We start from the raw sequence: 22,037 nt of genomic DNA, 5'->3' as shown, positions 1-22,037 counted from the left end.
ACGGCACCGATCCGATGTGGACGGCGGACGCCGCTGGCCGGGGGCGGGAAGAGGTGTCTGGCAGCGCGCGCGTCCGGCTCGCCCGACAGGGCAGGACCGCCCGCGGCGGCCGTCGGGAACCCGACACGTCCGCCCTCGCCGCGCCGTCATTCCGTAGCGTTCCGGGTGCTTTCGGTTGGGTCTGGGGGAGGCGCGGGTGTCCGAGGTCGTCGTTGAGGTCAGTTTCACGCCGCTGCCGGAGGACGACGACTTCGTCCTGGACCAGCTGACCGACGAGCTCGTGGAGGACCTGGGCGACATCGGCGAGGTGCGGCGGCTCGAGGCGCCCACCGGCCCTGACAGCAAGGGCGTCGGCGAGGTGGTGCTGGCCACCGTGGCCGCGGTCGCCGGTGCCGACCCGGGCTACGCGCAGGCACTCGTGGACCTGGTGGTGGGCTTCCTCAACCGCAACCAGGGTCGCCGGGCGCACCTGAAGATCGGTGCCGTCGAGCTGACCATCGACCAGGCGACCAAGGCGGAGACCGCCCAGCTGATCGACCTCGTCCGTGATGCGATCGAGCATTCCCGCTGATGGGTCGGCATGCCCTGGTGCTCGGCACGGCGACCTGTCACGCCGACTCGAAGCTCACCGCGCTGCCCGGCGTCCGGCAGGACGTCGAACAGGTGCGGACCGTGCTGGACAGCGACGGCGACTTCGACAGCGTCGACGCCCACGTCGACCTGCCCGCGGCGCGCATGAAGCAGGTCGTCGAGGAGTTCTACGGCGCCCGGCGCACCGGTGATCTCGCCCTCTTCTACTACTCCGGCCACGGCATCCAGCACGACGACCGGCAGTCCCTCTTCTTCGCCACCATCGACACCGATACGACGCTGCTGCACACCACGGCGTTCGATGTCGAGGGCGTACTGCGGCACATGCTCAACCACACGAAGGCCAGCCAGAAGGTGGTCCTGCTGGACTGCTGCTTCTCGGGCTCGTTCACCGCCCGTCACCGGTTCAGCGCCGGCGTACGGCAGGAGCCCCGGCGTCTCAAGCGCGAGCGTGGCACGTTCATGCTCCAGTCGAGCAGCCATCTGAAGGCGTCGAAGGCGCAGGGCCCGGACCGGCCCTCTGTCTTCACCGAGGTCCTGCTCACCGGTCTCCGCGGTGCGGCTCGCGCGACCGCGGAGGACGGCTGGCTCACCGCGAGCGACCTCTCCCGGTACGCGATGACTGAGATGTCACGCCGCAGGGAGGAGAAGCCGGTCGAGTCGAGCGAAGGTGTCACCGACCCGATCCCGCTGGTCGCGGTGTCGGACGAACGGCCACCGCGGAGCCCGGGTGTACGGCGCGACGAGCCGGAGGACGCACCCTTCGACGCCGAGCGGTGGCGTCGTCTGCTCAACTACCACGTCGCCTGCCTGCAACGCTCCGCCGTCCTGCAGTTCTTCGTGAACCTGGCCAACAAGGACTCGTACCTCGCTGCGCCCGCAGGCCGGGAGATCATGCTCTCGGCCACGGAGCCGGTCCCACTGAAGGAGCGCGGCCAGCGGCTGGCCGGGCTGGCCGAGGCGGGTGGCCGCTGTCTCCAGTACGGCTACCCGATCGTGGCGTTGCAGCAGAAGGGCACCCAGCAGGTACGACTGGCGCCCCTGCTCGTCTCGGACCTGACCGTGGGGGACGACGGGTTGGCGCACCCGGCGCCGCCGCAGCCCAGTCCGGCCCTGATCGACCATTTCCAGCTGGCTGCGGTCGAGGCGGACGAACTGCGGCAGGCAGTGGCCGAACGACTCGTCCCCGGCGAGCACAAGTCCCTCGCCGAGGTGGCCGATCTGGTGGCGAACACGTTCGGGCTGAAGCCGGTGTCCGCCCTCGACCCGGAGAACCTCGTCGGGATGGTCAACCGCGGGCCCGTCAACCGGGTGCAGAACGCCGGGATGCTGTTCGCCGCGGGCAGCGCGGAGTCCCCTGAGCGACAGCTGATCGAGGACCTGCAGGACATCGTCAAGAACGCGGGGAAGATCGCATCGACCGCACTCGGCACGTTGTCGAGCGGTGTCGAGGCCGGGGCGGATCAGCAGGATGCCGACGTCCTGACGGTGGCGTTGAGTGCGGTCAACGAGACTCAGGAGGACGTCATCCGGGCGGCGATGAGCCGACCCCTGACTGTCGCGCAGGGGCCGCCCGGCACCGGCAAGAGCCAACTGGTGACCGCATTGCTGGCGACCGCCACGGCCGCCGGGCAGAGCGTGCTGATCGGCTCGACCAACAACCGGGCTGTCGATGAGGTCGTCGAGCGGGTCACCGGCATGGTCGGCCCGGGACTGGTGCTGCGTACCGGGAACAAGGAGTACCGGCAGCAGGAGCCGCAGTACCTCGCCGAGGTGATGCGGGCATGGCCGCCGCCGGTGCCGGAGGCCGACGGGCCGTCCCACGAGTTACGACTCGTGGCGCAGGAGATCAAGCAGTTACGCGAGGATCTCGACGAGCGTCGCCGCCTTGAACGGGATCTCGCCGACCTCGCCTTCGAACGGGACCGCTCACTCGCCGACACCGACGACGCCGTCCTGGCCAGGCTGGTCGACCTCACCGACCGGGCACTGACGAGCCGATGGTTCGGGTGGTGGTATCGCAGGCGACTGCGGTCGCGAGGCGTGTTCGACCGGGATGCGATCAACGCCCTCGGCGAGCAGGCGGTCATCGAGCAGTGCTGGCGCGAGCGACGCCGACGACTCCGGTCCCGGCCGGGCACCACCGAGGAAGTCTGGAAGCGACTACGGACGCTGCAGCACGACACCAGGCCCGAGCACAGCGACCAACTGGTGCGGGCACAGATCGCCGCCCGGGTGGCCGGCAACACGACCCTGCTGCGCAACCGCGCCGACGAGATGGCCAAGCCGGAAGCCAGAAGCTGGGCCTACATGAGCGAGCTTCTCGCCGCGCTACCGGGCTGGGCCGTCACCGCGATGTCGGCCCGCCGGCTGCTGCCCAGGGCGGGGCTGTTCGACCTGGTGATCATCGACGAAGCGGCCCAGTGCACCGTCGCTGCCGTCCTCCCGATGCTCTACCGGGCGAAACGCGCCCTGATCATCGGCGATCCGCGGCAGCTCACACCGGTCGTCGAGCTCTCCGACAGCGACGACCGGGGCGAGCAGGCCCGCGCCGGGCTCGGACACGAGTGGCTGACCAGCCGGCGGCTCACCCACCGGAACCACTCGGCGTACGAGGCGTTCGCGACCGCGGCGGGAAGCACCATCCTGCTCGACGAGCACTACCGCTGCCACCCTGCGATCATCGACGCCCCGAACCGGGTCGTCTACCAGAACCGGCTGACGGTTCTCACCGACCCGGCCCGGCTGGCCGCACCGGCAGAGTCCGCCACCCGCTGGGTGGACGTGTGCGGCCGCTTCACCCGGGGCGCCACGGGCTCCGGCCGCAACGCTGACGAGGTTCACGCCGTGGTGGGCGAGGTCCAGCGGCTGCGCAAGGAGTACCCGGGCGTCACGATCGGCGTGGTGACGCCGCTGGCCGAGCAGCAGCGGATCCTCGACCGCGCGCTCCAGGACGCCGGCCTCGCCGACGACCTGCGGTGCGCGACCATCCACAAGTTTCAGGGCAGCGAGAAGGACATCATGGTCGTCTCGCCCGTCGGTGCTCACGGCATCAGCGAGCGCACCCGTGGCTGGCTCGTCGAGCAGACGAACCTGTGGAACGTGGCGATCACCCGCGCCAGGTCCCAGCTGATCGTCGTGGGTGACCGTTCGTGGTGGTCCGGGCAACGCGGACTGCTGGCCGATCTCGCCAGCCCGCCCACGCCGGCGGCCACGGACGCCGGCGTCGACGCGCGACCGGTCGACCGGCTGATCGCCGGTCTACGCGACGCCGGGCTGACAGTGCGTTGGGGCACGCCACTGCCGGGTTATCCGGTCGACCTCACGCTCAGCCTTCGCGACAGGAGCCTGGCGGTGCTGGTCGACGATCCCGAGGGCGATCCGGACGGGAGGCCGCTACGGCGGATCCTGAGCAGGCTCGACATCGTCGCCGCGGCCACGGAGGTCAGGCGGGTACCGGCCTGGCGCTGTCTCGCCGAACCGGAGCAGGTCGTGGAGGAACTGCGCGACGCGGTCGAGGGAGGCACTCGCAAGGGCGACGCCTGACACCGTTCCACGGGAGACAGCTGGTGGGCGATACTGGGTTTGAACCAGTGACCTCTTCCGTGTCAAGGAAGCGCGCTCCCACTGCGCCAATCGCCCGGGGGTGACCGCCCGATCCGGCAGGCCGGATCATGAGGGGCGGATCGCGAGCGGACGACGGGATTCGAACCCGCGACCCTCACCTTGGCAAGGTGATGCGCTACCAGCTGCGCTACGTCCGCGTGCCGCCGGTGTTCGTCGGCGACGGGGGAAACTCTACCCGACGGCAAGATCGCCTGGCACGCCGCCCCGCCGGAGGCCGGGCGGGGCGATGATTGCGCTGGTAGACCACGGGGTACTGGGGCCATCGACAGCACACCACATCCCCTGACCAAGGAGGCTGTCGTGGGTATCGGCACCAGCATCTTCCTGATCGCGCTCGGCGCGATCCTCACCTTCGCGCTCGACGCGAGCCTCGGCGGCATCAACCTCGACGTCGTCGGGTGGATCCTGATGGCTGCCGGCGTGCTCGGCCTCATCATGACCACGCTCATCTGGGGACGTCGCCGCCAGGTGGTCAGCACGACCGAGCCGGTCGAGTACCGGCGGGTCGAGGAGCGCCGGGACGTCGCCCCGCCGCTCTGACGCCGGTCCACGCGGCCGCCGGAGCTGAACGGTCGCGCAACGCACCGTCGACGTGCCGGTCACCCGGAGCAGGGTGGCCGGCACGTCGCGTCCGCCAGCCGTACGAACAGCCCCGGCGCCCCGCTGCCCGGCGGTGCCCGGGGTCGCCGCTGGACCGGCTCGCTGGCGAGCGCCGCCGGCGGGTAATAGCGTCTGCTGCCATGCGGACGGAGCCGGACAGGTCGCGGACGCGCGTACGGCCATCGTCGCGTTCCCGCCCCGAGCGCGCCGAGGCCGTCGTCGCGATGACCCGGCTCGCCGCCGGCCCCGATCCCGTTCCGGCCGTCCTCGGCGAACTGGCCCGCCGGTCCGCCGCCACGGTCGCCCTGGTCGGCGTCGACGGCACCGTCCTGAGCGTCCGGGCGGGTCGACACCCGCTCGCCCGGGCCGTGCTGGCCGCGGCGGCCCGCGCCGTACCCGGCCTGCACGCGCGCGGCACCCCGGCGGCCGTGCGGGGCGGCGACGGAGCGCCCACCGTCCACCTCGTCGCCCTCGCCGCCGCCGAACCCGGTGACGGCGCGGACTGCGATCCCGACGGCGGGACGGACCCGCCGCCGTGGCTCGCGGCCGTCGACCCGGCGGACCCGGTCCCGGGCGATCTGCTCGCCGACGCCGCGCGCCTCCTCGGGCTCTGCTGGCGGCTGGACCGCTCCGAGCGGGCTCGGCGTCGGGTGGCCGCCGGCGACGGCCGGGGCCGGGAGGCGGTGCTGCACCTGCTCATGGTCGGCGACGTGGCGCCGGCCCGGCGCGTCGCGGCGGCGCTGCTCCCCCACCTGCCGGACGTGGCCCGGGTGTGCGTCGTCGAGTGCGCTCCCGGCCGACGTGGCGAGGCGGCCGGGCAGGTGACCCGTGCGCTGGGTGGGCGGGCGTGGGTGGTGCCCTGCCCGGTGCGCTCCCGGCACCTCATCGCGCTGGTTCCGCAGCACGGCGGAGCGCCGGACGCCTGCGGCCACGACGCCGACGTGGCGGGCCGACTGATCAGTCAGCGGGTGCCGGGCACCCGGGTAGGGGTGAGCGAGCCGGTCCCGTTGCACCGCACCGCCGTCGGCTACGAGCAGGCGTTCCACGCGCTCGCGGTGGCCCGGAGCCGGCCCGAGGGGCACTGCCGCTTCGACCGCCCGGCAGACCTGCGGTCCGCGGCGGGCCCGGCGGGGAGTGACTGGGCCTCGACGCTGCTGGCGCCGGTCCTTTCGTACCGACCGGGCCGACGCACCGACCCCGACGGGCAGGAGCTGCTGGCGACGCTCGGCTCGTGGCTCGCCTTCGACGGTGCGGCCCACCGCCACCTGCGAATCCACCGCAACACCCTCGCGGCCCGGCTGGCGCTGCTGCGCGACCGCCTCGCCCTGGACCTGTCCCGGGTCTCCGACCAGTCGATCGCGTGGCTGGCCCTGCGCCTACTCGGCCCGACCGCGCCCGACGGCGGTGGTGGTGACAGCGGCGGCGGCGGTGACAGCGGCGAGGGCGGCGGTGGTGACGGCAGCGAGGGCGGCGACGAGGACGTCCGGTGGAGCGGCCTGGACCGGCTGCTGGCCGCCCCGGCCCTGCGCCTCTGGGCGCACGGCCAGGTCGCGCCCCTGGCCGCCGACGGGACGGCCGTGGGCCTGGCGACGGTACGCGCCTGGCTCCGCGCCGACGGCCGGCTTCCCGGCACCGCCGCCACGCTCGGGATCTCGGTGTCCGCCGTACGCAAGCGGCTGGGCCGGGCCGAGCAGGCCCTGGGACGCTCGCTGCTACGCGGGCCGAGCGCCCGGCACGAGTTGTGGCTCGCGCTGCGGATCCTCGACTTCCGGCCGGACTGAGCGGACTCGCTCCCGGCCGGATCGAGCACGGCGGCGGGCCGAGGTCGCTGTGCAGGCCGGCACTCGCGACGCTCCCGCTGTGCGAATCGGTCCTCGCCTTCGTCGGCAGGGACTTCCTACCGTGGAATTACAGCCGGTACGGGACGCCGGCCGTCCACCGACCCGCGTCCGGACGCGCGGCACGGGGAAGCACGTCCGACCGGTCACTCCGGGGGGAGGCGCGGCCGCCCCGTCCACGCCGACGGCCGTGGGCGGGGCGGTCGCCGTCGGTGCGCCCGGCGGACCTCCGCTGCTGATGGCCGCGGGTCCACCCCCGCCGTGGGCCGTAGGCGTTCGTCGGTGGTCACGGGCGCTCGGCGTGAAGGGCGGGGAACGACGAAGGCCCGACACCATCCGGTGACGGGCCTTCGTGTTGGTGGGCGATACTGGGTTTGAACCAGTGACCTCTTCCGTGTCAAGGAAGCGCGCTCCCACTGCGCCAATCGCCCTCGCTTGTTACCGAGGTGGGGACGGGATTTGAACCCGCGTACACGGCTTTGCAGGCCGTTGCCTCGCCTCTCGGCCACCCCACCGAGGTTGCCCCCGTCATGCGTGGCGGCAGCTCCGAGCGGACGACGGGATTCGAACCCGCGACCCTCACCTTGGCAAGGTGATGCGCTACCAGCTGCGCTACGTCCGCACGTCTCCGGCGTTAACCGGTGACGGGTGAGAACTTTAGCCGAGCGGGCGAGCGGTTGCCAAATCGGGGTGGCTGGCGGCGAGTCGGGTGGGACCGTCCCGCCACGCACCTGCGGCGGAAGGGTGACGTCCCGCCCACCGGCCAGGCTTCCTAGGAGGATGGACCGGACTCGTCCCGCAGTCCGCAGCCAGGGCGACCTCGCGACCGGGATCCGCCCCGGGAACTGTCCGGCTTCCGACTCCGGCGGACAGAACGGACCGTGATCCGTAACTGCCCGTGTTCGATTCGATGGGCTACGGTAACGGCGTGACGAGACGTGCGGCGGAGATCCGCCTGGATGCCCTGCTGCGCACGGCCTGTGACGTGATCGTGGAACGCGGTCTGGCCAACACCCGCACGGCCGACGTGGCCCAGGCCGCCGGGGTGAGCCAGGCGCTGGTCTTCTACCACTTCGCCACGAAGGACCGGCTGCTCGCGCAGGCGTTCGCGTACGCGGTGGAGCAGGATCTGGCCCGCCTGGACGCGGTGATGCGCTCGAGCGCCCCGCCCCTGACCAAGCTCCGCCGGATCGTCCGGCTCTACACGCCGGCGGGCCGGGCGACCTCCTGGGCCATGTGGATCGACGGCTGGGCGGAGTCGCTGCGTACCCCGGAGTTGGAGAAGCTCTCCCGCCGGCTCGACCTGCGCTGGCGCGAGGACCTCGCCACGGTCATCTCCGACGGGGTCCGCGACGGCACCTTCGAGTGCGCCGACCCGTCCGGGGCGGCGTGGCGGATCAGCGCGGTGATGGACGGGCTGGCGGTGCAGCTCGCGGTGCACGACCGGGTGATCTCCCGCCGGCAGTTCGCCGAGTGGGTGCGCCTGCTGACCGCCCGCGAGCTGGGGCTCGACCCGGCGCAGCTGGACTGAGCCGGCACCGCCCCAGCGCGCCCAGGGCCCGCCTCGTGCAGCGGGGTGCGGGGTGAGCGCCGTGGTGGACGCGCCGGCGGCCGGGGTCCCGACCGTGACCGGCCGGGCGCGACCGGCGCTCCGGCCGCCCGCGAAGCCGGCAAAACGGCTCGGCCCCCGGAGGCAGCCGGAACAATCGTCGGCATGGACCCGCTGGAGACGTACCGCCGCAGCCTGGCCGAGTTCACCGACCGGGTGGCGCAGGTCGGCCCCGACCAGTGGTCGGACCCGACCCCGTGCCCCGACTGGGACGTCCGGGCGCTGGTCAACCACGTGGTGGGCGAGGACCGGTGGAGCGTCGCGCTGCTCGCGGGGCGGACGATCGAGCAGGTCGGCGACCGTTACGACGGCGACGTGCTCGGCGCGGACCCGGCCGGCGCGGCCCGGGAGGCGGCGGGGCAGGCCGAGCTGGCCTTCACCCACCCGGGGGCGCTGGAGCGCACCGTCGGGCTCTCCTCCGGCGAGACCCCCGCCGACGAGTACCTGCACCAACTGACGGCGGAGCACCTGATCCACGGCTGGGACCTGGCCGTGGCGATCGGCGCGGACCCCCGGCTGGACGCCGACGCGGTCGCCGCGTGCGCGCAGTGGTTCGCTCAGCGGATCGGCGACTACCAGCGGGGCCGGCTGGTCCGACCGGAGGTCGACGTGCCGGCGCGGGCGGACGAGCAGGACCGCCTCGTCGCCGCCTTCGGCCGCGACCCCGACTGGGCGCCGTGAGGAACCCGACCGGCCGCGGCGGGAGTCGCGCGGCGGGCCGGGACGCGGACCCGCTCGTCAGGCGGCCGCCGGGCCACGTCGACGGCGCTCCCGCAGCCGGCGCAGGGCCGGCGGGTGGACGTTGGCCAGCGTCAGGTCCCCGCCGTAGTGGGCGAGCACCCGGTGGTCCATCAGCCGGCGCCACACCGGCGGCACCAGTGCGGCCAGCACCATCGTGGCGTAGCCGGCCGGCAGCTGCGGGGAGGACTCGAAGGTGCGCAGCGTCTGGTAGCGGCGCAGCGGGTTGGCGTGGTGGTCGCTGTGCCGCTGGAGCTGGAAGAGGAAGATGTTGGTCACGCTGCGGTCGCTGTTCCAGCTGTGCCGGGGGTCGACCTTCTCGTAGCGCCCAGCGGGGGTGCGCTGCCGCGCAAGCCCGTAGTGCTCCAGGTAGTTGACCACCTCGAGCAGGGAGAACCCGACCACCGCCTGGAGCGCCAGGAACGGCAGTACGCCCGGGCCGAGGGCGACGGCCAGCGCCGCGTAGAGCGCGAGGGTCATCGCGAACGCGTTGAGCACCTCGTTACGCCACGTCCACGGGCTGCGGCCCCGCAGGCGGAGCCGGGCGGCCTCCAGCCGCCACGCCGAGCGCAGGCTGCCTGAGACGGTACGCGGCCAGAACGCCCAGAAGCTCTCCCCCAGCCGGGCGCTGGCCGGGTCCTCCGGTGTGGCGACGCGGGTGTGGTGGCCCCGGTTGTGCTCGACGTGGAAGTGCCCGTACGCGGCCGGCGCGAGGGCGACCTTGGACAGCCAGCGCTCCACCGTCTCCCGCTTGTGTCCCAGCTCGTGGGCGGTGTTGATGGCGATGCCGTCGACCACACCCATCGTGGCGACCAGGCCGGCCGCCCCGACCACTGTCAGGTCGCCCCGGGCCCAGACCGCGCAGCAGAGCACCAGGCCGGCGTACTGGGCCGGCAGGTAGAGGTAGGTCAGCCAGCGGTAGTAGCCGTCGGCGGCCAGCCGGGGCACCGCCTCGTCGGGCGGGTTGCGCCGGTCCTCGCCGACCAGCAGGTCGACCACCGGGATCAGGACGAACACGGCGGCGGGGGTGAGCCACCAGGCCCAGGCGTCGCCGGTGGCCCGCCAGGTCGCCCAGCCGACGAATGGCAGCGTCGGGACGAGCAACGCCAGCGGCCACCAGGGCCGGCGGGTGTCCCGCCAGCCGGCGGCGGTGGCGGGCGCTGTGGGATCGAGGGCCATGGCCGGCCTCCGCTCTGTCGCGGTCCTCCTTCGACTGTGACAGCCGTCACGTCCGTGTACAAGGGACTGTTTTTGTCGAAACCAGCGTGGGGAGGGGCCGCCGCTCCGGCATCCGCGAGGGCTCCCGCGCCGCCCGGGCCGCCTTGAGTAGGCGCGACCCTTGTCCCCATCCAGGCAGGCTGATATCCACAGATGCGCATGCGTAACCGCGCTGCGCGGGCCGGCGGAGGGCCGGCCACCCCGCTCCCACGAGGAGGTCCCGTGGCACAACCGGAGTGGACACCCTGGATGAGTCGGCGTCGACGCCGGCTCGTCCCCGTCCTGGCGGCGACCGCGGTGGCGGCCGCGCTGCTGCCCACCGGACCCACCGCAGCCGCCCCCACCGGTGGCACCTCCGCCGAGCGGCGCTCCGGCCCGTTCGCCGAGGGGCAGCACCAGCACGCCGACGTCGACAACCGCCCCGGTACCGCCGCCCCCGACGCGCGGCAGCGGGGCCTGGCGCGCAGGGCCGACCCGGACGCCCGCTGGAACCGCCTCGGCACCCCGCACGCGCTCGGCCCCGGCAGCGCGCCCCTCGCCACCGGCCTGCCCGCCGAGCCGGAGGCGGCCGCCCGCGCGTACCTCACCGGGCACCAGGACCTCTTCGGCCTGGACGCCTCGGCGGTCGACGCGATGGACCGGGTGCTGGTCCGCCCGGTCGGCGCCGGCGCCGTCGTCACCCTCCGGCAGCGCTTCGGCGACCTGCCGGCCGGGCACGACGGCCTGGTCACCGTCGCGGTCGCCGGCGGCAAGGTCCTCGCGGTCAGCTCCTCGCTGTCCCGGGACACCGACGCGCCGGCGCCGGCCACCCTCACCGACGAACAGGCGTACGCCGCGGCGCGCGCCGACGCCGGCCTGACCGCCGAGGCGGTACGCAGCCACAGCGTCCGCGCCGTCGCCGTGCCCACCCCGCTCGACGGGCCCCGGGCCGCGTACGAGGTGACCCTGATCGGCGCCGACACCGACCACCCCGCGGCGTTCACCACCTACGTCGACGGGATCACCGGGCAGGTGCTGGTCCGCGAGGACCTCGTCGACTTCGACTCGGACAACCCGAGCTGGGCGGTCTTCCCGGCCACCCCGCCGCGCGACCTCGGCCCCGGGCAGGACCCCCGGGTGCGCTGGTGCGGCGACCCCGCGCCGGGCTGCCAGGCGGCCTTCCGCGACCCGGCGACCGGCCAGCCCTGGGACGTCGACGCGGCCACCGGCACGCCGACCGGCACCGCCCGCGGCAACTCCGCCAACACCGTGCTGTCCTGGGGCGGCGGCACGCCGGCCGTACCGGCCACGCCCAGCCTCCAGCGCCGCTACGAGTACCGGTTCACCGACCAGTGGCACCAGGCCCGCTGCAACCCGGAGGTGTTCACCTCGGCGCAGCGCAACGACGGCGACGCCGCGATCGCCAACCTGTTCGCCATGCACAACCGGATGCACGACTGGGCCTGGCACCTGGGCTTCACCGAGGCCACCTGGAACCTCCAGGCGGTGAACCTGACCCCGCAGGGCCTGGGCGGCGACGCCGAGCAGGGCCGCGCCCAGCAGGGTGCGCTCAGCGGCAACCGGAACAACGCCAACCAGGGCACGCCGCGCGACGGCCTGCCGCCGACCACCAACATGTACCTGTGGCAGCCGCAGGCCGGCGGGCCGTACCCGCCCTGCGTGGACGGCGACTACGACATGACGGTGATCGGCCACGAGTACACCCACGCCATCACCAACCGCATGATCGCCGGCCCGGACAGCGGCATCAGCGGGCACCAGGGCGGCTCGATGGGCGAGTCGTGGAGCGACCTGCTCGCCGCCGAGTACCTGTTCCAGCACGGGCTGCGCGCCCCCGGCGAGACGCCCTACGTCACCGGCGGCTACGTCACCGGCAACCTGGTCAGCGGCATCCGCAACCACGACTTCAGCCGCAGCCCGCTGAACTACTCCGACGTCGGCTACAACACCGGCGGTCCGGCCGTGCACGCCGACGGCGAGATCTGGAGCGCCACCAACTTCCGGGTGCGCGCCGCGATGATGAAGCGCTACGGGGTCGGCACCCCGCAGCGGCAGCTCGATTGCGCGCGCGGCACGGTGGCGGTGGAGCAGTGCCCGGGCAACCGGCGCTGGTCGCAGCTGGTCTTCGACTCGTTCCTGCTCCAGGCCGCCAGCCAGGTGAGCATGCTCGACATGCGGGACAACATGCTCACCGCCGACCTGCTGCGCTTCGGCGGCGCCAACCAGGACCTGCTCTGGGCCGAGTTCGCCCGCTCCGGGATGGGCCGCGACGCCGCCACCAACGGCGCCGCCGACACGGACCCGACGCCGAGCTTCGCCGCTCCGGGCGCCGACAACGCCGTGCTCACCCTGCGCCCGAAGGGCGACAGCGCCGACGCCCCCATCCGGGTGTACGTCGGGGCGTACGAGGCGCGGGCGGTGCCCGTGGCCGACACCGACCCGGCCAACGCCCTGCCGGACACCGTCGAGCTGGTGCCCGGCACGTACCAGCTGCTCGCCGTCGCGCCCGGCTTCGGCCACCAGCGGCTGACCGTGGTCGCCAAGGCCGGCAAGGAGGGGTACGTCGACCTGCGGATGAGCCGGAACCTGGCGTCCACGGCGTCCGGCGCGACGGTCACCGGCGACGGGGTCAACCTGGACCGCATCGCCGACGACACCGAGGCCACCAACTGGGCCTCCCTGGACGGGGTCGCCGGGCGGCAGGTGACCGTGGCGCTGCCCGGGGACGCGCCGCAGGTCGTGAAGCGGGTGAACGTCAGCGCCATGCTGCGCCCGGCGATCGCCGGCGACGCCGACGCGGGCAGCCAGAACGCGCTCAGCGCGTTGCGCTCGTTCGCGGTGTCGGCGTGCAACGCGAAGACGACCGACTGCGCGGATCCGGCGAACTGGCGGCGGATCCACACCAGCGCGCCCGACGCGTTCCCGGGCGGGGCGTACCGGGCGTACGTGCCGGACATCAACCTGCGGGAGTTCGCGGTGCCGACCACGCTGGCCACCCACCTGCGGTTGGAGGTGCTGGCCAGCCAGTGCACCGGCGGCCCCGCCTACGCCGGTGAGCAGGACGACGACCCGGCGACCACCACCGACTGCGCGACGGCCAGCCCGGCGCGTACCCAGGTGCGCATCGCCGAGTTCCAGGCGTTCTCGAAGTGACCCACCGTCGGGGCCGGCCGGCGCGCCGGCCGGCCCCGACGGACCACCTCCGGCCGTCGACCCGGGCGGACCGCCGCCGGAGACACGTCCCCGTGACTCCGCCGGACAGCCGTACCTGTGGCCCCCGGTCAGCGGCGCGCCGCCCGCCACCGATCGGGCACGGCGGCCCGTTCCCGGCGCCGGTCCGGCCCGACGTCGTCGTCCGCGCCGACCGCCCGGGTCAGGTGACGCAGCCGCAGCAGCAGGCCGAGGCCGAGCGAGAGCAGCAGCCCACCGAGCAGGAACGCGGCCTGCACGGCCCCGAAACCGCCGGCCCCCGCCACCGGCCGCCCCGCGCCGGCCGCCGCCGGCGCCCCGGCGGCCACCGGCTCGTCGGTCGACAGGTCGTCGGTCGCCGGCTCGTCGGAGGCGGGCGCCGCCTCCGGCTCCGCCGCTCCCCCGGTCTCCCCGGCCGGGCCGGTCGGGTCCGCCGGGGCGGGGCGAGGCTCCGGCTCTCCGGGCGCAGCCGTCCGGGCGGTCGACCCGACCACCGACCGCGTCGCCGTCTGTCGGGACAGCAGCCGCAGGTTCGCGTCGTACGCCTCCGCCGCGAGGGTGATCCGCCCCCGGGTGACGTCACCGGCGAAGGCCAACCGGTAGCGGGCGGTGACCGTCCGCCCGGGGCAGAGCGTGCCCGGGTCGAGCCGGCGGTCGGTCAGCCGGGCCACGTCCCCGTCGGCGCGGATGTCCAGCGGGAACGAGCCGGTCTCCTCGACCCGGTCCATCCTGACCTGGTCGAGCCGCATCCCGCGCACCCGCAGCACCATCGACCAGCGGACCTTGACGCAGCCGCCGTCGTCGCGGGAGACCACGGCGGAGACGGTCTCCACCCGGCCCCCGGCGGTGAACTCGTCCGGCAGGCCGCTCAACTCGGTGACGAAGGCCGCCTGCGCGGGCGCGGGCAGAGCCGCCCCGGTCAGGCAGCCGAGCACCACCCCGGCCCGTAGCGCGTACCGCCACACGGTCGCCACCGTTCCCACCTCCCGTCGGTCGCCGCCAACCCGCAACGCTGCCAGCGCCGCCGGCCGGCCGGTAGACGGGCGTGTTCGCACCGGTCGCCAAGCGCGGGGGTCGCTTTCACCGAGGGTGGTGAACCGGTCACCCCCTCCCCACGACACGCCGGGCCCGACGACCCCGCGGCGGCGACCGGCCGGAGGCGACCGGCCGGAGGCGACCGCGCGGGGGCGACCGGCTGGCGGCGGCCGGTCGGCGGCCCTCGACCGGCCGCCGGTCGGGGGCGATCCGGGGTGGCGCCGGGCGGCGGGTTCGGGCGGCGGGGGACAATCGCCGGCGTGTCCGACCTCTCCGCCGCCTTCGTCCGCCTGCACGCCAGCCTCTCCCCGGTCGCCTTCGTTCCCGAGGTGCGGCTGCACCAGGCGGACGACGCCATCGGCCTGTGGGAGCTGACGGAGGGCGAGTTCCGCAGCGCGCAGCCGCCGCCGTTCTGGGCCTTCGCCTGGGCCGGCGGGCAGGCGTTGGCCCGGTACGTCACCGACCACCCGGAACTGGTCGCCGGCCGCCGGGTGCTGGACCTCGCCGCGGGCTCCGGCCTGGTCGCCATCGCCGCCGCGCGGGCGGGCGCCGCCGCCGTGCGCGCCGTGGAGATCGACGAGCTGGCCGTCGCGGCCGTCGCGGTCAACGCCGAGGCCAACGGGGTACGCGTCGACGCCGAACTCGGCGACGTCCTCGACGGCGACGCCGGCGGGGCCGAGGTGGTGCTCGCCGGGGACGTGTTCTACAGCCAGGCGATGGCCAACCGGGTGCTGCGCTTCCTGCTCCGGGCCGCCCGCGCCGGGGCCCGGGTGCTGGTCGGCGACCCCGGCCGGGCCTTCCTGCCTCACGACCGCTTCGACGAGCTGGCCGTCTACGACGTGCCGGTGCCCGAGACGCTGGAGAGCGTACGGGTGAAGCGCACCACGGTGTGGCAGTTGCGGGCGGGGCTGCCGGGGGCGGGCCGCTAGCGTGTCGGCGTGCTGTTCCGGAGCTGGGCGCAGACCGCCGACGCGCACTGGCCGGACGTGGCCCGGGTACGCGACCACGTGGGGGTCACGCACCTGGTCGTGACCCGGCACGCCCTGGTCCGTGAGGTGCTCACCGATCCGGCGACGTACCGGCCGGACAACGCGCTGGACGCGGTGACCCCGATCCCGGTGGCCGCGCTGCGGGTGCTGGCCCGGCACCGGTTCCGGCTGCCGCCGACCCTGGCGAACAACGGTGGCGCCAGCCACCCGGCGATCCGGGCGATCGTCGCCGACGCCCTGCACCCGACGCGGGTCGCCGCGCAGCGGCCCTGGCTGACCGACCTGGTCCGGGAGCGCGTCGGCGGGATCGCCGCCACCCTGGACGCCGGCGGGCCGGTGGACCTGTACGCCCGGCTCGCCGCCGACCTGCCGCTGCTGGTGCTGGCCCGGCTGGTCGAGCTGCCGGACGCGCCGGTCGGCGCGGTGAAGGAGTTCGCCCGCGCCGCACTGGAACTGTTCTGGGCGCCCCTGGACGCCGACCGGCAGCAGGCCCTCGCCGCCGAGGTGGGCCGCTTCCACCGGGTGCTGCGGGAGTTCGCCGCGACCGGGGGCGGGCTGGCCGGGTCGCTGCGGGCCGCCGGGCACCCGCCCGACGTGGTGGTGGGCGCGCTGTTCTTCCTGCTGGTGGCCGGCCAGGAGACCACCTCGCAGTTCCTCACCCTGCTGCTGCACCGGCTGACCGGCGAGCCGGCCGTGCTGGCCGGCCTGCGCGACGGCACCATCGCGGTCGCCGACGTCGTCGAGGAGGGGCTGCGGCTGGAGCCGCCCATCGTGACGTGGCGACGGGTGGCGACGGTGGACACCACGCTGGGCGGTACGGCGGTGCCGGCGGGTACCAGCATCGTGCTCTGGCTGGCCCGCGCCGGCCGCGACCCGGCCACCGTCGACGCGCCGGACGAGTTCCGGCCCGGGCAACGCGGCTCCCGCCGGCACCTGGCCTTCGGGGCGGGCGCGCACCGCTGCGTCGGCGACCAGTTGGCCCGGATGGAGGCGGCCGTGGTGGTCGCGGAGACCGCCCCGCTGCTGGACGGCGTCAGCGTGCTCCGCGAGCCGTGGTGCCCGGACAACCTGACCTTCCGGATGCCCGACGCGTTCGTCGTCCGCCAACGCTGAACGCCTCCCGACCACGTCGCGTCCCCAGCGGCCGGCCGGGCGCCGTCCGGGGCGACCGGCACCGTCCCGGGACGACGGGCTACGGGCACGCCCACTCCCGCCGGACGTGGCCACCGGCCCGCACAGCCGACGGCGACGGGCGACGAACACGCTGTCGAGCTGCCCCATCTGTGCGACCAGCCCGATGACCCCTGGAGCGCCCCCACGCCGAGGCGTCTCCCCGCGTCGACGCTGCCGTTCGCCACGCCGAGACGTCCCCCGCGTCGACGCTTCCGTTCGCCGGTAAGGGGAACCGGTGTGAGCCCGCTGCCCCAGTCAGCAGGGTCGCCAAGACCGCAGGCGGCTCTGATCCGGGCAGCGGAGCGCCTGCCCCGTCGATGCGGGCAGCTCGACAGCGTCGGGCGACCGCCATCGCCGCCCGCCGCCCGCCGCCCGCAGACCGCGGGGCGCGGGGAGCGGGGCGCGGGGAGCGGGGAGCGGGGGGCGGGGCGCGGGGGGGCGGGGCGCGGGGGGGCGGGGTGACGGGAGACCTGACGAAAGTCAGTGCCGGAGGGTGTCGTTCGGGCGCGGTGCCGCAAGCGGCGCCGGACCTAGCGTCGGCGCATGATCACATTACGTGGGTTGACGAAGCGGTTCGGGGGCACGACCGCCGTCGACGCCCTGACCGTCGACATCGGACCGGGGCGGGTCACCGGGTTCCTCGGCCCGAACGGCGCGGGCAAGTCCACCACCATGCGGATGATCCTCGGGCTGGACCGGCCCACCGCCGGGCAGGCGCTCGTGCGCGGGCGGGCGTACCGGGAGCTGCGGCGACCGCTGCGTGAGGTCGGCGCGCTGCTCGACGCCCGGGCCGTCCACCCCGCCCGCTCGGGTCGGGCGCACCTGCTCGCGATGGCCCGCAGCAACGGGCTACCGGACCGCCGGGTGGACGAGGTGCTCGCCACGGTGGGGCTGGACGCCCGTGCCGCCGCCAAGCCCGGCCGCACCCTCTCCCTCGGCATGGGCCAGCGGCTCGGCATCGCCGGGGCGCTGCTCGGCGACCCGCCGGTGCTGATGTTCGACGAGCCGGTCAACGGCCTCGACCCGGACGGGGTGCGCTGGGTCCGGCAGCTGATGCGCGCCCTGGCCGACGAGGGCCGGACGGTCTTCGTCTCCAGCCACCTGATGACCGAGATGCAGCTCACCGCCGACCGGCTGGTGGTGATCGGCCGGGGCCGCCTGCTCGCCGACGCCCCGATCGACGAGGTCATCGCCGGCAGCGCGGTGGCCGTGCGCGTACGCAGCCCGCAGCCGGCCGGCCTCGCCGCGCTCGCCGGGCGGCTCACCGCCGCCGGGGCCACCGTCGAGCCGGCCGGCCCGGACGAGCTGACCGTCACCGGCGCCACCGTCGAGCGGATCGGCGACCTGGCGTACGAGCTGGGAGTGCGGCTGCACGAGCTCAGCCCGCACGGGGCGTCCCTGGAACAGGCCTTCATGGAACTGACCGCCGACAGCGTCGAGTACGCCGGCACCCCGACCCGGAGCGAGGCACGATGAACACGATCTCCGCCGAGTGGACCAAGGTGTGGTCCGTGCGTTCCACCTGGTGGTCGCTGCTGGCCGGGGTGCTGCTGATGGCCGCCACCGCCGGTCAGCTGGCCATCTACGCCGCCAACGCGAACACCAACGACGACCCGGCCGACGACGCCGGGATCGTCACCGTCGGCAGCGTCGTGATCGGCGCGGTCGAGCTCACCCAGTACGCCGTGCTGGCGCTGGGCCTGCTCGTGATCACCAGCGAGTTCACCAGCGGCACGATCCGTACCACCTTGCAGTGCACGCCGTCGCGCGGCCGGGTACTGCTGGCCAAGGCCGTGGTGACCGGGGCGGTGACGTTCGCGCTCGGGCTGCTGCTCGGCGCGGTCGGCGCCCTGGTGGCACGGCCGGTGCTCGGCCGCTGGGGCGCCGCGCCGGCGGGCGGCACCGTCGGCGACGTCCTGGCGGTGGCGACCTACCTGGCGCTGGTCGGCGTGCTGGCCCTCGGGCTCGGCGCGGCCCTGCGCAGCGCGGTGCTCACCCTGACCGTACTCGTCGCCACGCTGATGATCGTCCCGCTGTCGTTGCAGGAACCGGACATCGCCGTGCTCAACCGGATCGCGGACGCCTTCCCGGGGGTCGCCGGCGGGCACTTCCTGGCCGGGGACACCGACCCTTATCCCGCGCCGGTCGGGTTGCTCCTGCTCGCCGGCTGGGCCGGCGCGGCGCTGCTGCTGGGCCGCGCCGCGCTGCGCCGCCGCGACGCGTAGGGCCGGACCGGGGCGGGGCGGGTCAGCCGGTCGGCTCGACCAGCCCCGCCTCGTACGCGAGGATCGCCGCCTGCACCCGGTTGCGCACCTCGAGGCGGGTGAAGACGCTCGTCAGGTAGCTCTTCACGGTCCCCTCGACCAGGTGCAGCCGGCGGGCGATCTCGGCGTTGGACAGCCCCGCCCCGACCAGCGCGAGCACCTCCCGCTCCCGCTCGGTCAGCCCCGCCAGCCGGTCCCGGGCCACCGGCCGGCGGGCCAGCCGGTCGCCGCCCAGCTCGATGACCCGGCGGGCCACCCGCGGTGAGAGGTACGCGCCACCGTCGGCGACGGCGTACACCCCGGCGATCAACTCGCGTGGGTCGCCGGCCTTGAGCAGGAATCCGCTCGCCCCGTGCCCGAGCGCCCGGGCGACGTGGTCGTCCTCGCCGAACGTGGTCAGCATGAGCGTCGCCGTCTCCGGCACGAGCCGGCGGATCTCGGCGGCGGCGGAGAGCCCGTCCAGCCTCGGCATCCGGATGTCCAGCAGCGCCACCCGGGGCCGGTGCGCCCGGACGAGTTCCACCGCGGCCCGGCCGTCCCCGGCCTCGGCCACCACCTCGATGCCCGGATCGGTGGCCAGGATGGCCCGGACACCCGCCCGGATCATCGCCTCGTCGTCGGCGAGGACGACCCGCACCGGGCCGGCCGTGTCGGCGTTCATCCGTCGATCCGCTCCTTGCTGACCAGCCGGCCCTCGACGAAGCAGAGCCGCCACGTCGGCTGGGCCAGGGGGAAGTTGCCGTCGGTGTAGTGCTCGCAGCCGGGACGCGCCGTCCCGGCGGGCGGGGCCGACTGCCGTCGGGGCAGCCCGGTCAGCTCGGCGCGCTGCGCGCCCACGGGCATCCGCGCGAAGGCCCCGTCGTCGAGGACCGTACCGGCGGTGGCGACCGGGTAGTAGACGAGGGAGAGGACCAGCGCGAGGCCCGCCGGGGCGCCGAGCGCCGTCAGCAGGCTGAGCCGGACCCGCCGGCGGGCGTCGCGCAGCCGCCGCTCGGCCTCGCCCGGCCACTCGCCCGGCCGCTCCCCCGGCGACCCGCCGTCCGACGCGTCGGCGCCCGCACCCGGGGCGACCGGAAACCCCGCCTCGCCCGCCTCGCCCGCCGGCCAGCCGTCCGCCGGCCAGCCACCCGCCGACCGCCGGCCGCTGCCGGGGCCGGGGCCAGGGCCAGGGCCGGAGTCGCCGCCACCTGACGGGAGGGCGTCGGCGCCCGCCCGGGCCGTCGCCGGCAGGCGGGCACGGACGGCGAAGCCGCCACCGTCCTGGTGGCCGGTCGTCAGGACGCCGCCGGCGAGCCGGACCCGCTCGGCGAGGGCGAGCAGGCCGGAACCGGTGGACGGCGGGCCCGGCAGCGGGCCCGCCGGTGGCGGATCGTTGACGACGGCCACCTCGATCCGGTCGCCGTCGCCGCCCAGCACGACGGTGACCGCCGCGCCGGGGGCGTACCGGGCGGCGTTGGTCAGCGCCTCGCGGACCACCCGGTGCACGGCGTGCGCGGCCATCGGGGGCAGCCGCGTCAGGGCGTCAGCGCCGTCCAGGCGCACCGCCATGCCCGCCTCCCGGGCCCCGTCGACCAGCTCGGTGACGCTCTCGTCGGCCGGCCGGGTGGTCGCCGCGCCGTCCGGCTCCCGGAGCACCCCGATGATCCCGTGCAGCCGCTCGGTGGCGGCGGCGACACTGGCCCGCAGTTCCCCGGCGGCGGCCCGGTGCCGGGGCGTGAGGTCACCCGCGACCTCCAGCGCGGCGGCACGCAGGGCGATCAGACTCAGGTCGTGCCCGAGCGAGTCGTGCATCTCCTGGGCGATGCGGGCCCGTTCCCGCAGCCGGACCCGCTCCGCGGTGCCCCGTCGCTCGCGCTCCCGCGCCTCGGTGTGCCGGCGGCCGGCCTCCGTCAGGGCGGCCTGCTGCCGCCGGTACCGCCCCACGAGCCACGGGAACACCCCGGCGAAGAGCAGCACCGAGGCGAGCAGGAACCAGGTGGCCGCGCCGGTGCCGAGCAGCCCCAGGTTGAGCACGGTGCCGCCGGCCGCGAGCACGGCGAAGGCGACGGCGGCCGTACGGGCGGTGGCGCTGCGGCGACCGGTCAGATAACTGAACACCGGGATCGCGAAGAGGAAGTTGCCGTCCAGCAGCGAGCCGAGCACCACGACGACCAGGGCGACCACCGGCCAGCGCCGGCTCACCGCGACCGCCACCGTGAGCAGCAGCAGCGCGCCGGCCAGCCGGGCGGTGGCCGGCCCCGCGTGCGGCGGGGTGACAAGCGCGTACGCGATCGGGGCAGCGGTCGTCACCCACAGGAGCAGGTCGCCGAGCCGCCGCCGGACGACCTCCCGGGACCGCACCGCGCCGCCCACCCGGACGGACCACCAGTTCCCCACGGCGGTCAGGCTACCCACGCCCGACCTGCGCCGGCACCGACGAAGGTCAGGTGCTCAGCTGATCTCCTCGGCCCACGCGCGCCAGTCGTCGAGCACCCCGTACAGGGCGGGGGTGAGCCAGCCGGACGCGGACCGGCGGAAGACCCCCGGATCCATCGCCCCGGTCCCGGCCGGCAGGGCGCCCAGCAGGTTCGGCACCAGGTCGGTCAGGTTGGCCCAGTGCACCAGCTCCGGCGCGGCCGGCCACGCGCCGACCACCACACCGGCCGGCACCCCCCGGCGCTCCAGCGCCTCCAGCGTCAGCGCCGTGTGGTTCAGGGTGCCCAGACCGGCCCGGGTCACCACCACGGCCGGGCAGCCCAGCGCCACCGCCAGGTCCGCCACCGTCCAGGAGCGGCCCTCCGGCCGCAGCCCCATCGGTACGAGCAGGCCGCCCGCGCCCTCGACGAGCACCAGGTCGTGCTTGTCGGCCTCCTCGCGGACCGCGTCGACGGCGGTGTCCAGCTCCAGCGGCTCCAGCTGGGCGACCCGGGCCGCCGCCAGCGGGGCGAGCGGGTCGGGGAAGCTGGCCAGGGTCCGGCCGGTCAGCGGGGCGGCCAGCCGGTTGACCGCGTCGACGTCGCCCGGCTCGCCGCCGGCCGTACCCGTCTGGGCGGGCTTGACCACCGCGACCCGCAGGCCGGCCGCCTGCGCGGCGGCCGCGATCGCCGCGGTGACCACCGTCTTGCCGACGTCGGTGTCGGTGCCGGTCACCAGTACCGGCCCGCGCCACGGCCCGGTCATGTCCCCA

Annotated in this window: 16 protein-coding genes and 5 tRNA genes; 11 read left to right on the top strand and 10 right to left on the bottom strand. The window is 75.1% G+C overall.

Annotated elements, in window-relative coordinates; translation table 11 throughout:
* The first annotated feature begins 196 nt into the window (after nt 1-196).
* Both EV374_RS08325 and EV374_RS08320 read left to right on the top strand, forming a co-directional pair.
* Nucleotides 197-571, top strand: a complete 375-nt coding sequence (locus tag EV374_RS08325) for a hypothetical protein (RefSeq protein WP_132233204.1) — start codon at nt 197-199, stop codon at nt 569-571.
* Nucleotides 571-4,137 (top strand): AAA domain-containing protein, encoded by a 3,567-nt coding sequence (locus tag EV374_RS08320; protein WP_132233202.1) that lies wholly within the window; start codon nt 571-573, stop codon nt 4,135-4,137. Before EV374_RS08325 ends, EV374_RS08320 begins: the two co-directional genes overlap by 1 nt.
* Nucleotides 4,138-4,158: 21 nt before the next feature.
* Here EV374_RS08320 and EV374_RS08315 read toward each other — a convergent pair.
* Together EV374_RS08315 and EV374_RS08310 are read right to left on the bottom strand one after the other, a co-directional pair.
* Nucleotides 4,159-4,233, bottom strand: a tRNA-Val gene (locus EV374_RS08315).
* A gap of 49 nt (nt 4,234-4,282) precedes the next feature.
* A tRNA-Gly gene (locus EV374_RS08310) sits at nt 4,283-4,355 on the bottom strand.
* Nucleotides 4,356-4,518: 163 nt separating this feature from the next.
* Here EV374_RS08310 and EV374_RS08305 point away from each other — a divergent pair.
* Both EV374_RS08305 and EV374_RS08300 read left to right on the top strand, forming a co-directional pair.
* A complete protein-coding gene (locus EV374_RS08305; protein WP_091620076.1) occupies nt 4,519-4,758 on the top strand; it encodes a DUF6458 family protein in 240 nt (79 codons plus the stop codon).
* Between the two features lie 200 nt (nt 4,759-4,958).
* The gene (locus EV374_RS08300; RefSeq protein ID WP_132233200.1) at nt 4,959-6,599 is read left to right on the top strand and encodes a helix-turn-helix domain-containing protein; all 1,641 of its coding nucleotides are present in this window, start codon (nt 4,959-4,961) and stop codon (nt 6,597-6,599) included.
* Between the two features lie 413 nt (nt 6,600-7,012).
* Here the strand turns inward: EV374_RS08300 and EV374_RS08295 are convergent.
* The 3 genes from EV374_RS08295 to EV374_RS08285 form a co-directional block, all read right to left on the bottom strand.
* Nucleotides 7,013-7,087, bottom strand: a tRNA-Val gene (locus EV374_RS08295).
* A 13-nt stretch (nt 7,088-7,100) separates the two neighbouring features.
* A tRNA-Cys gene (locus tag EV374_RS08290) sits at nt 7,101-7,171 on the bottom strand.
* Nucleotides 7,172-7,205: 34 nt separating this feature from the next.
* A tRNA-Gly gene (locus tag EV374_RS08285) sits at nt 7,206-7,278 on the bottom strand.
* Between the two features lie 306 nt (nt 7,279-7,584).
* Here EV374_RS08285 and EV374_RS08280 point away from each other — a divergent pair.
* Both EV374_RS08280 and EV374_RS08275 read left to right on the top strand, forming a co-directional pair.
* On the top strand, nt 7,585-8,187 hold the full coding sequence (locus EV374_RS08280) for a TetR/AcrR family transcriptional regulator (RefSeq protein WP_132233198.1): 603 nt from the start codon (nt 7,585-7,587) through the stop codon (nt 8,185-8,187).
* 183 nt (nt 8,188-8,370) lie between these two features.
* Nucleotides 8,371-8,946 (top strand): TIGR03086 family metal-binding protein, encoded by a 576-nt coding sequence (locus EV374_RS08275; RefSeq protein WP_132233196.1) that lies wholly within the window; start codon nt 8,371-8,373, stop codon nt 8,944-8,946.
* 57 nt (nt 8,947-9,003) lie between these two features.
* Here EV374_RS08275 and EV374_RS08270 read toward each other — a convergent pair whose 3' ends face one another.
* A complete protein-coding gene (locus EV374_RS08270; RefSeq protein WP_132233194.1) occupies nt 9,004-10,182 on the bottom strand; it encodes an alkane 1-monooxygenase in 1,179 nt (392 codons plus the stop codon).
* A gap of 288 nt (nt 10,183-10,470) precedes the next feature.
* Between EV374_RS08270 and EV374_RS08265 the strand changes: the two genes are divergently transcribed.
* Nucleotides 10,471-13,374 carry a M36 family metallopeptidase gene (locus EV374_RS08265; protein ID WP_486485637.1) on the top strand — a complete coding sequence of 968 codons (2,904 nt, stop codon included), beginning with the start codon at nt 10,471-10,473 and terminating at the stop codon, nt 13,372-13,374.
* A 128-nt stretch (nt 13,375-13,502) separates the two neighbouring features.
* Here the strand turns inward: EV374_RS08265 and EV374_RS08260 are convergent, their stop codons facing one another.
* The gene (locus EV374_RS08260; protein WP_486485636.1) at nt 13,503-14,384 is read right to left on the bottom strand and encodes a hypothetical protein; all 882 of its coding nucleotides are present in this window, start codon (nt 14,382-14,384) and stop codon (nt 13,503-13,505) included.
* Nucleotides 14,385-14,705: 321 nt separating this feature from the next.
* Here EV374_RS08260 and EV374_RS08255 point away from each other — a divergent pair, with 321 nt between their 5' ends.
* From EV374_RS08255 to EV374_RS08240, 4 genes are all read left to right on the top strand, one after another.
* Nucleotides 14,706-15,374: a class I SAM-dependent methyltransferase gene (locus EV374_RS08255; RefSeq protein WP_132233190.1), complete on the top strand. Its 669-nt coding sequence runs from the start codon at nt 14,706-14,708 to the stop codon at nt 15,372-15,374.
* A gap of 9 nt (nt 15,375-15,383) precedes the next feature.
* Nucleotides 15,384-16,547, top strand: coding sequence for a cytochrome P450 (locus tag EV374_RS08250; RefSeq protein ID WP_132233188.1), 1,164 nt, complete (start codon nt 15,384-15,386; stop codon nt 16,545-16,547).
* Between the two features lie 603 nt (nt 16,548-17,150).
* Nucleotides 17,151-18,083, top strand: a complete 933-nt coding sequence (locus EV374_RS08245; protein WP_132233186.1) for an ATP-binding cassette domain-containing protein — start codon at nt 17,151-17,153, stop codon at nt 18,081-18,083.
* On the top strand, nt 18,080-18,832 hold the full coding sequence (locus EV374_RS08240; protein WP_132233184.1) for an ABC-2 transporter permease: 753 nt from the start codon (nt 18,080-18,082) through the stop codon (nt 18,830-18,832). The genes EV374_RS08245 and EV374_RS08240 overlap by 4 nt, the downstream gene beginning before the upstream one ends.
* 22 nt (nt 18,833-18,854) lie before the next feature.
* On the opposite strand, the gene EV374_RS08235 is transcribed toward EV374_RS08240, so the two are convergent.
* The 3 genes from EV374_RS08235 to bioD are packed head-to-tail and all read right to left on the bottom strand — an operon-like array spanning nt 18,855 to nt 22,030.
* Nucleotides 18,855-19,532 carry a response regulator transcription factor gene (locus tag EV374_RS08235; protein ID WP_132233182.1) on the bottom strand — a complete coding sequence of 226 codons (678 nt, stop codon included), beginning with the start codon at nt 19,530-19,532 and terminating at the stop codon, nt 18,855-18,857.
* A complete protein-coding gene (locus EV374_RS08230) occupies nt 19,529-21,247 on the bottom strand; it encodes a sensor histidine kinase (RefSeq protein WP_486485635.1) in 1,719 nt (572 codons plus the stop codon). The genes EV374_RS08235 and EV374_RS08230 overlap by 4 nt, the downstream gene beginning before the upstream one ends.
* A gap of 54 nt (nt 21,248-21,301) precedes the next feature.
* On the bottom strand, nt 21,302-22,030 hold the full coding sequence (bioD, locus tag EV374_RS08225) for a dethiobiotin synthase (protein WP_132233180.1): 729 nt from the start codon (nt 22,028-22,030) through the stop codon (nt 21,302-21,304).
* Nucleotides 22,031-22,037 lie beyond the last annotated feature (7 nt).

The organism is Micromonospora sp. CNZ303 (assembly GCF_004345505.1).
This window is presented reverse-complemented; position numbering and strand designations above follow the sequence as displayed.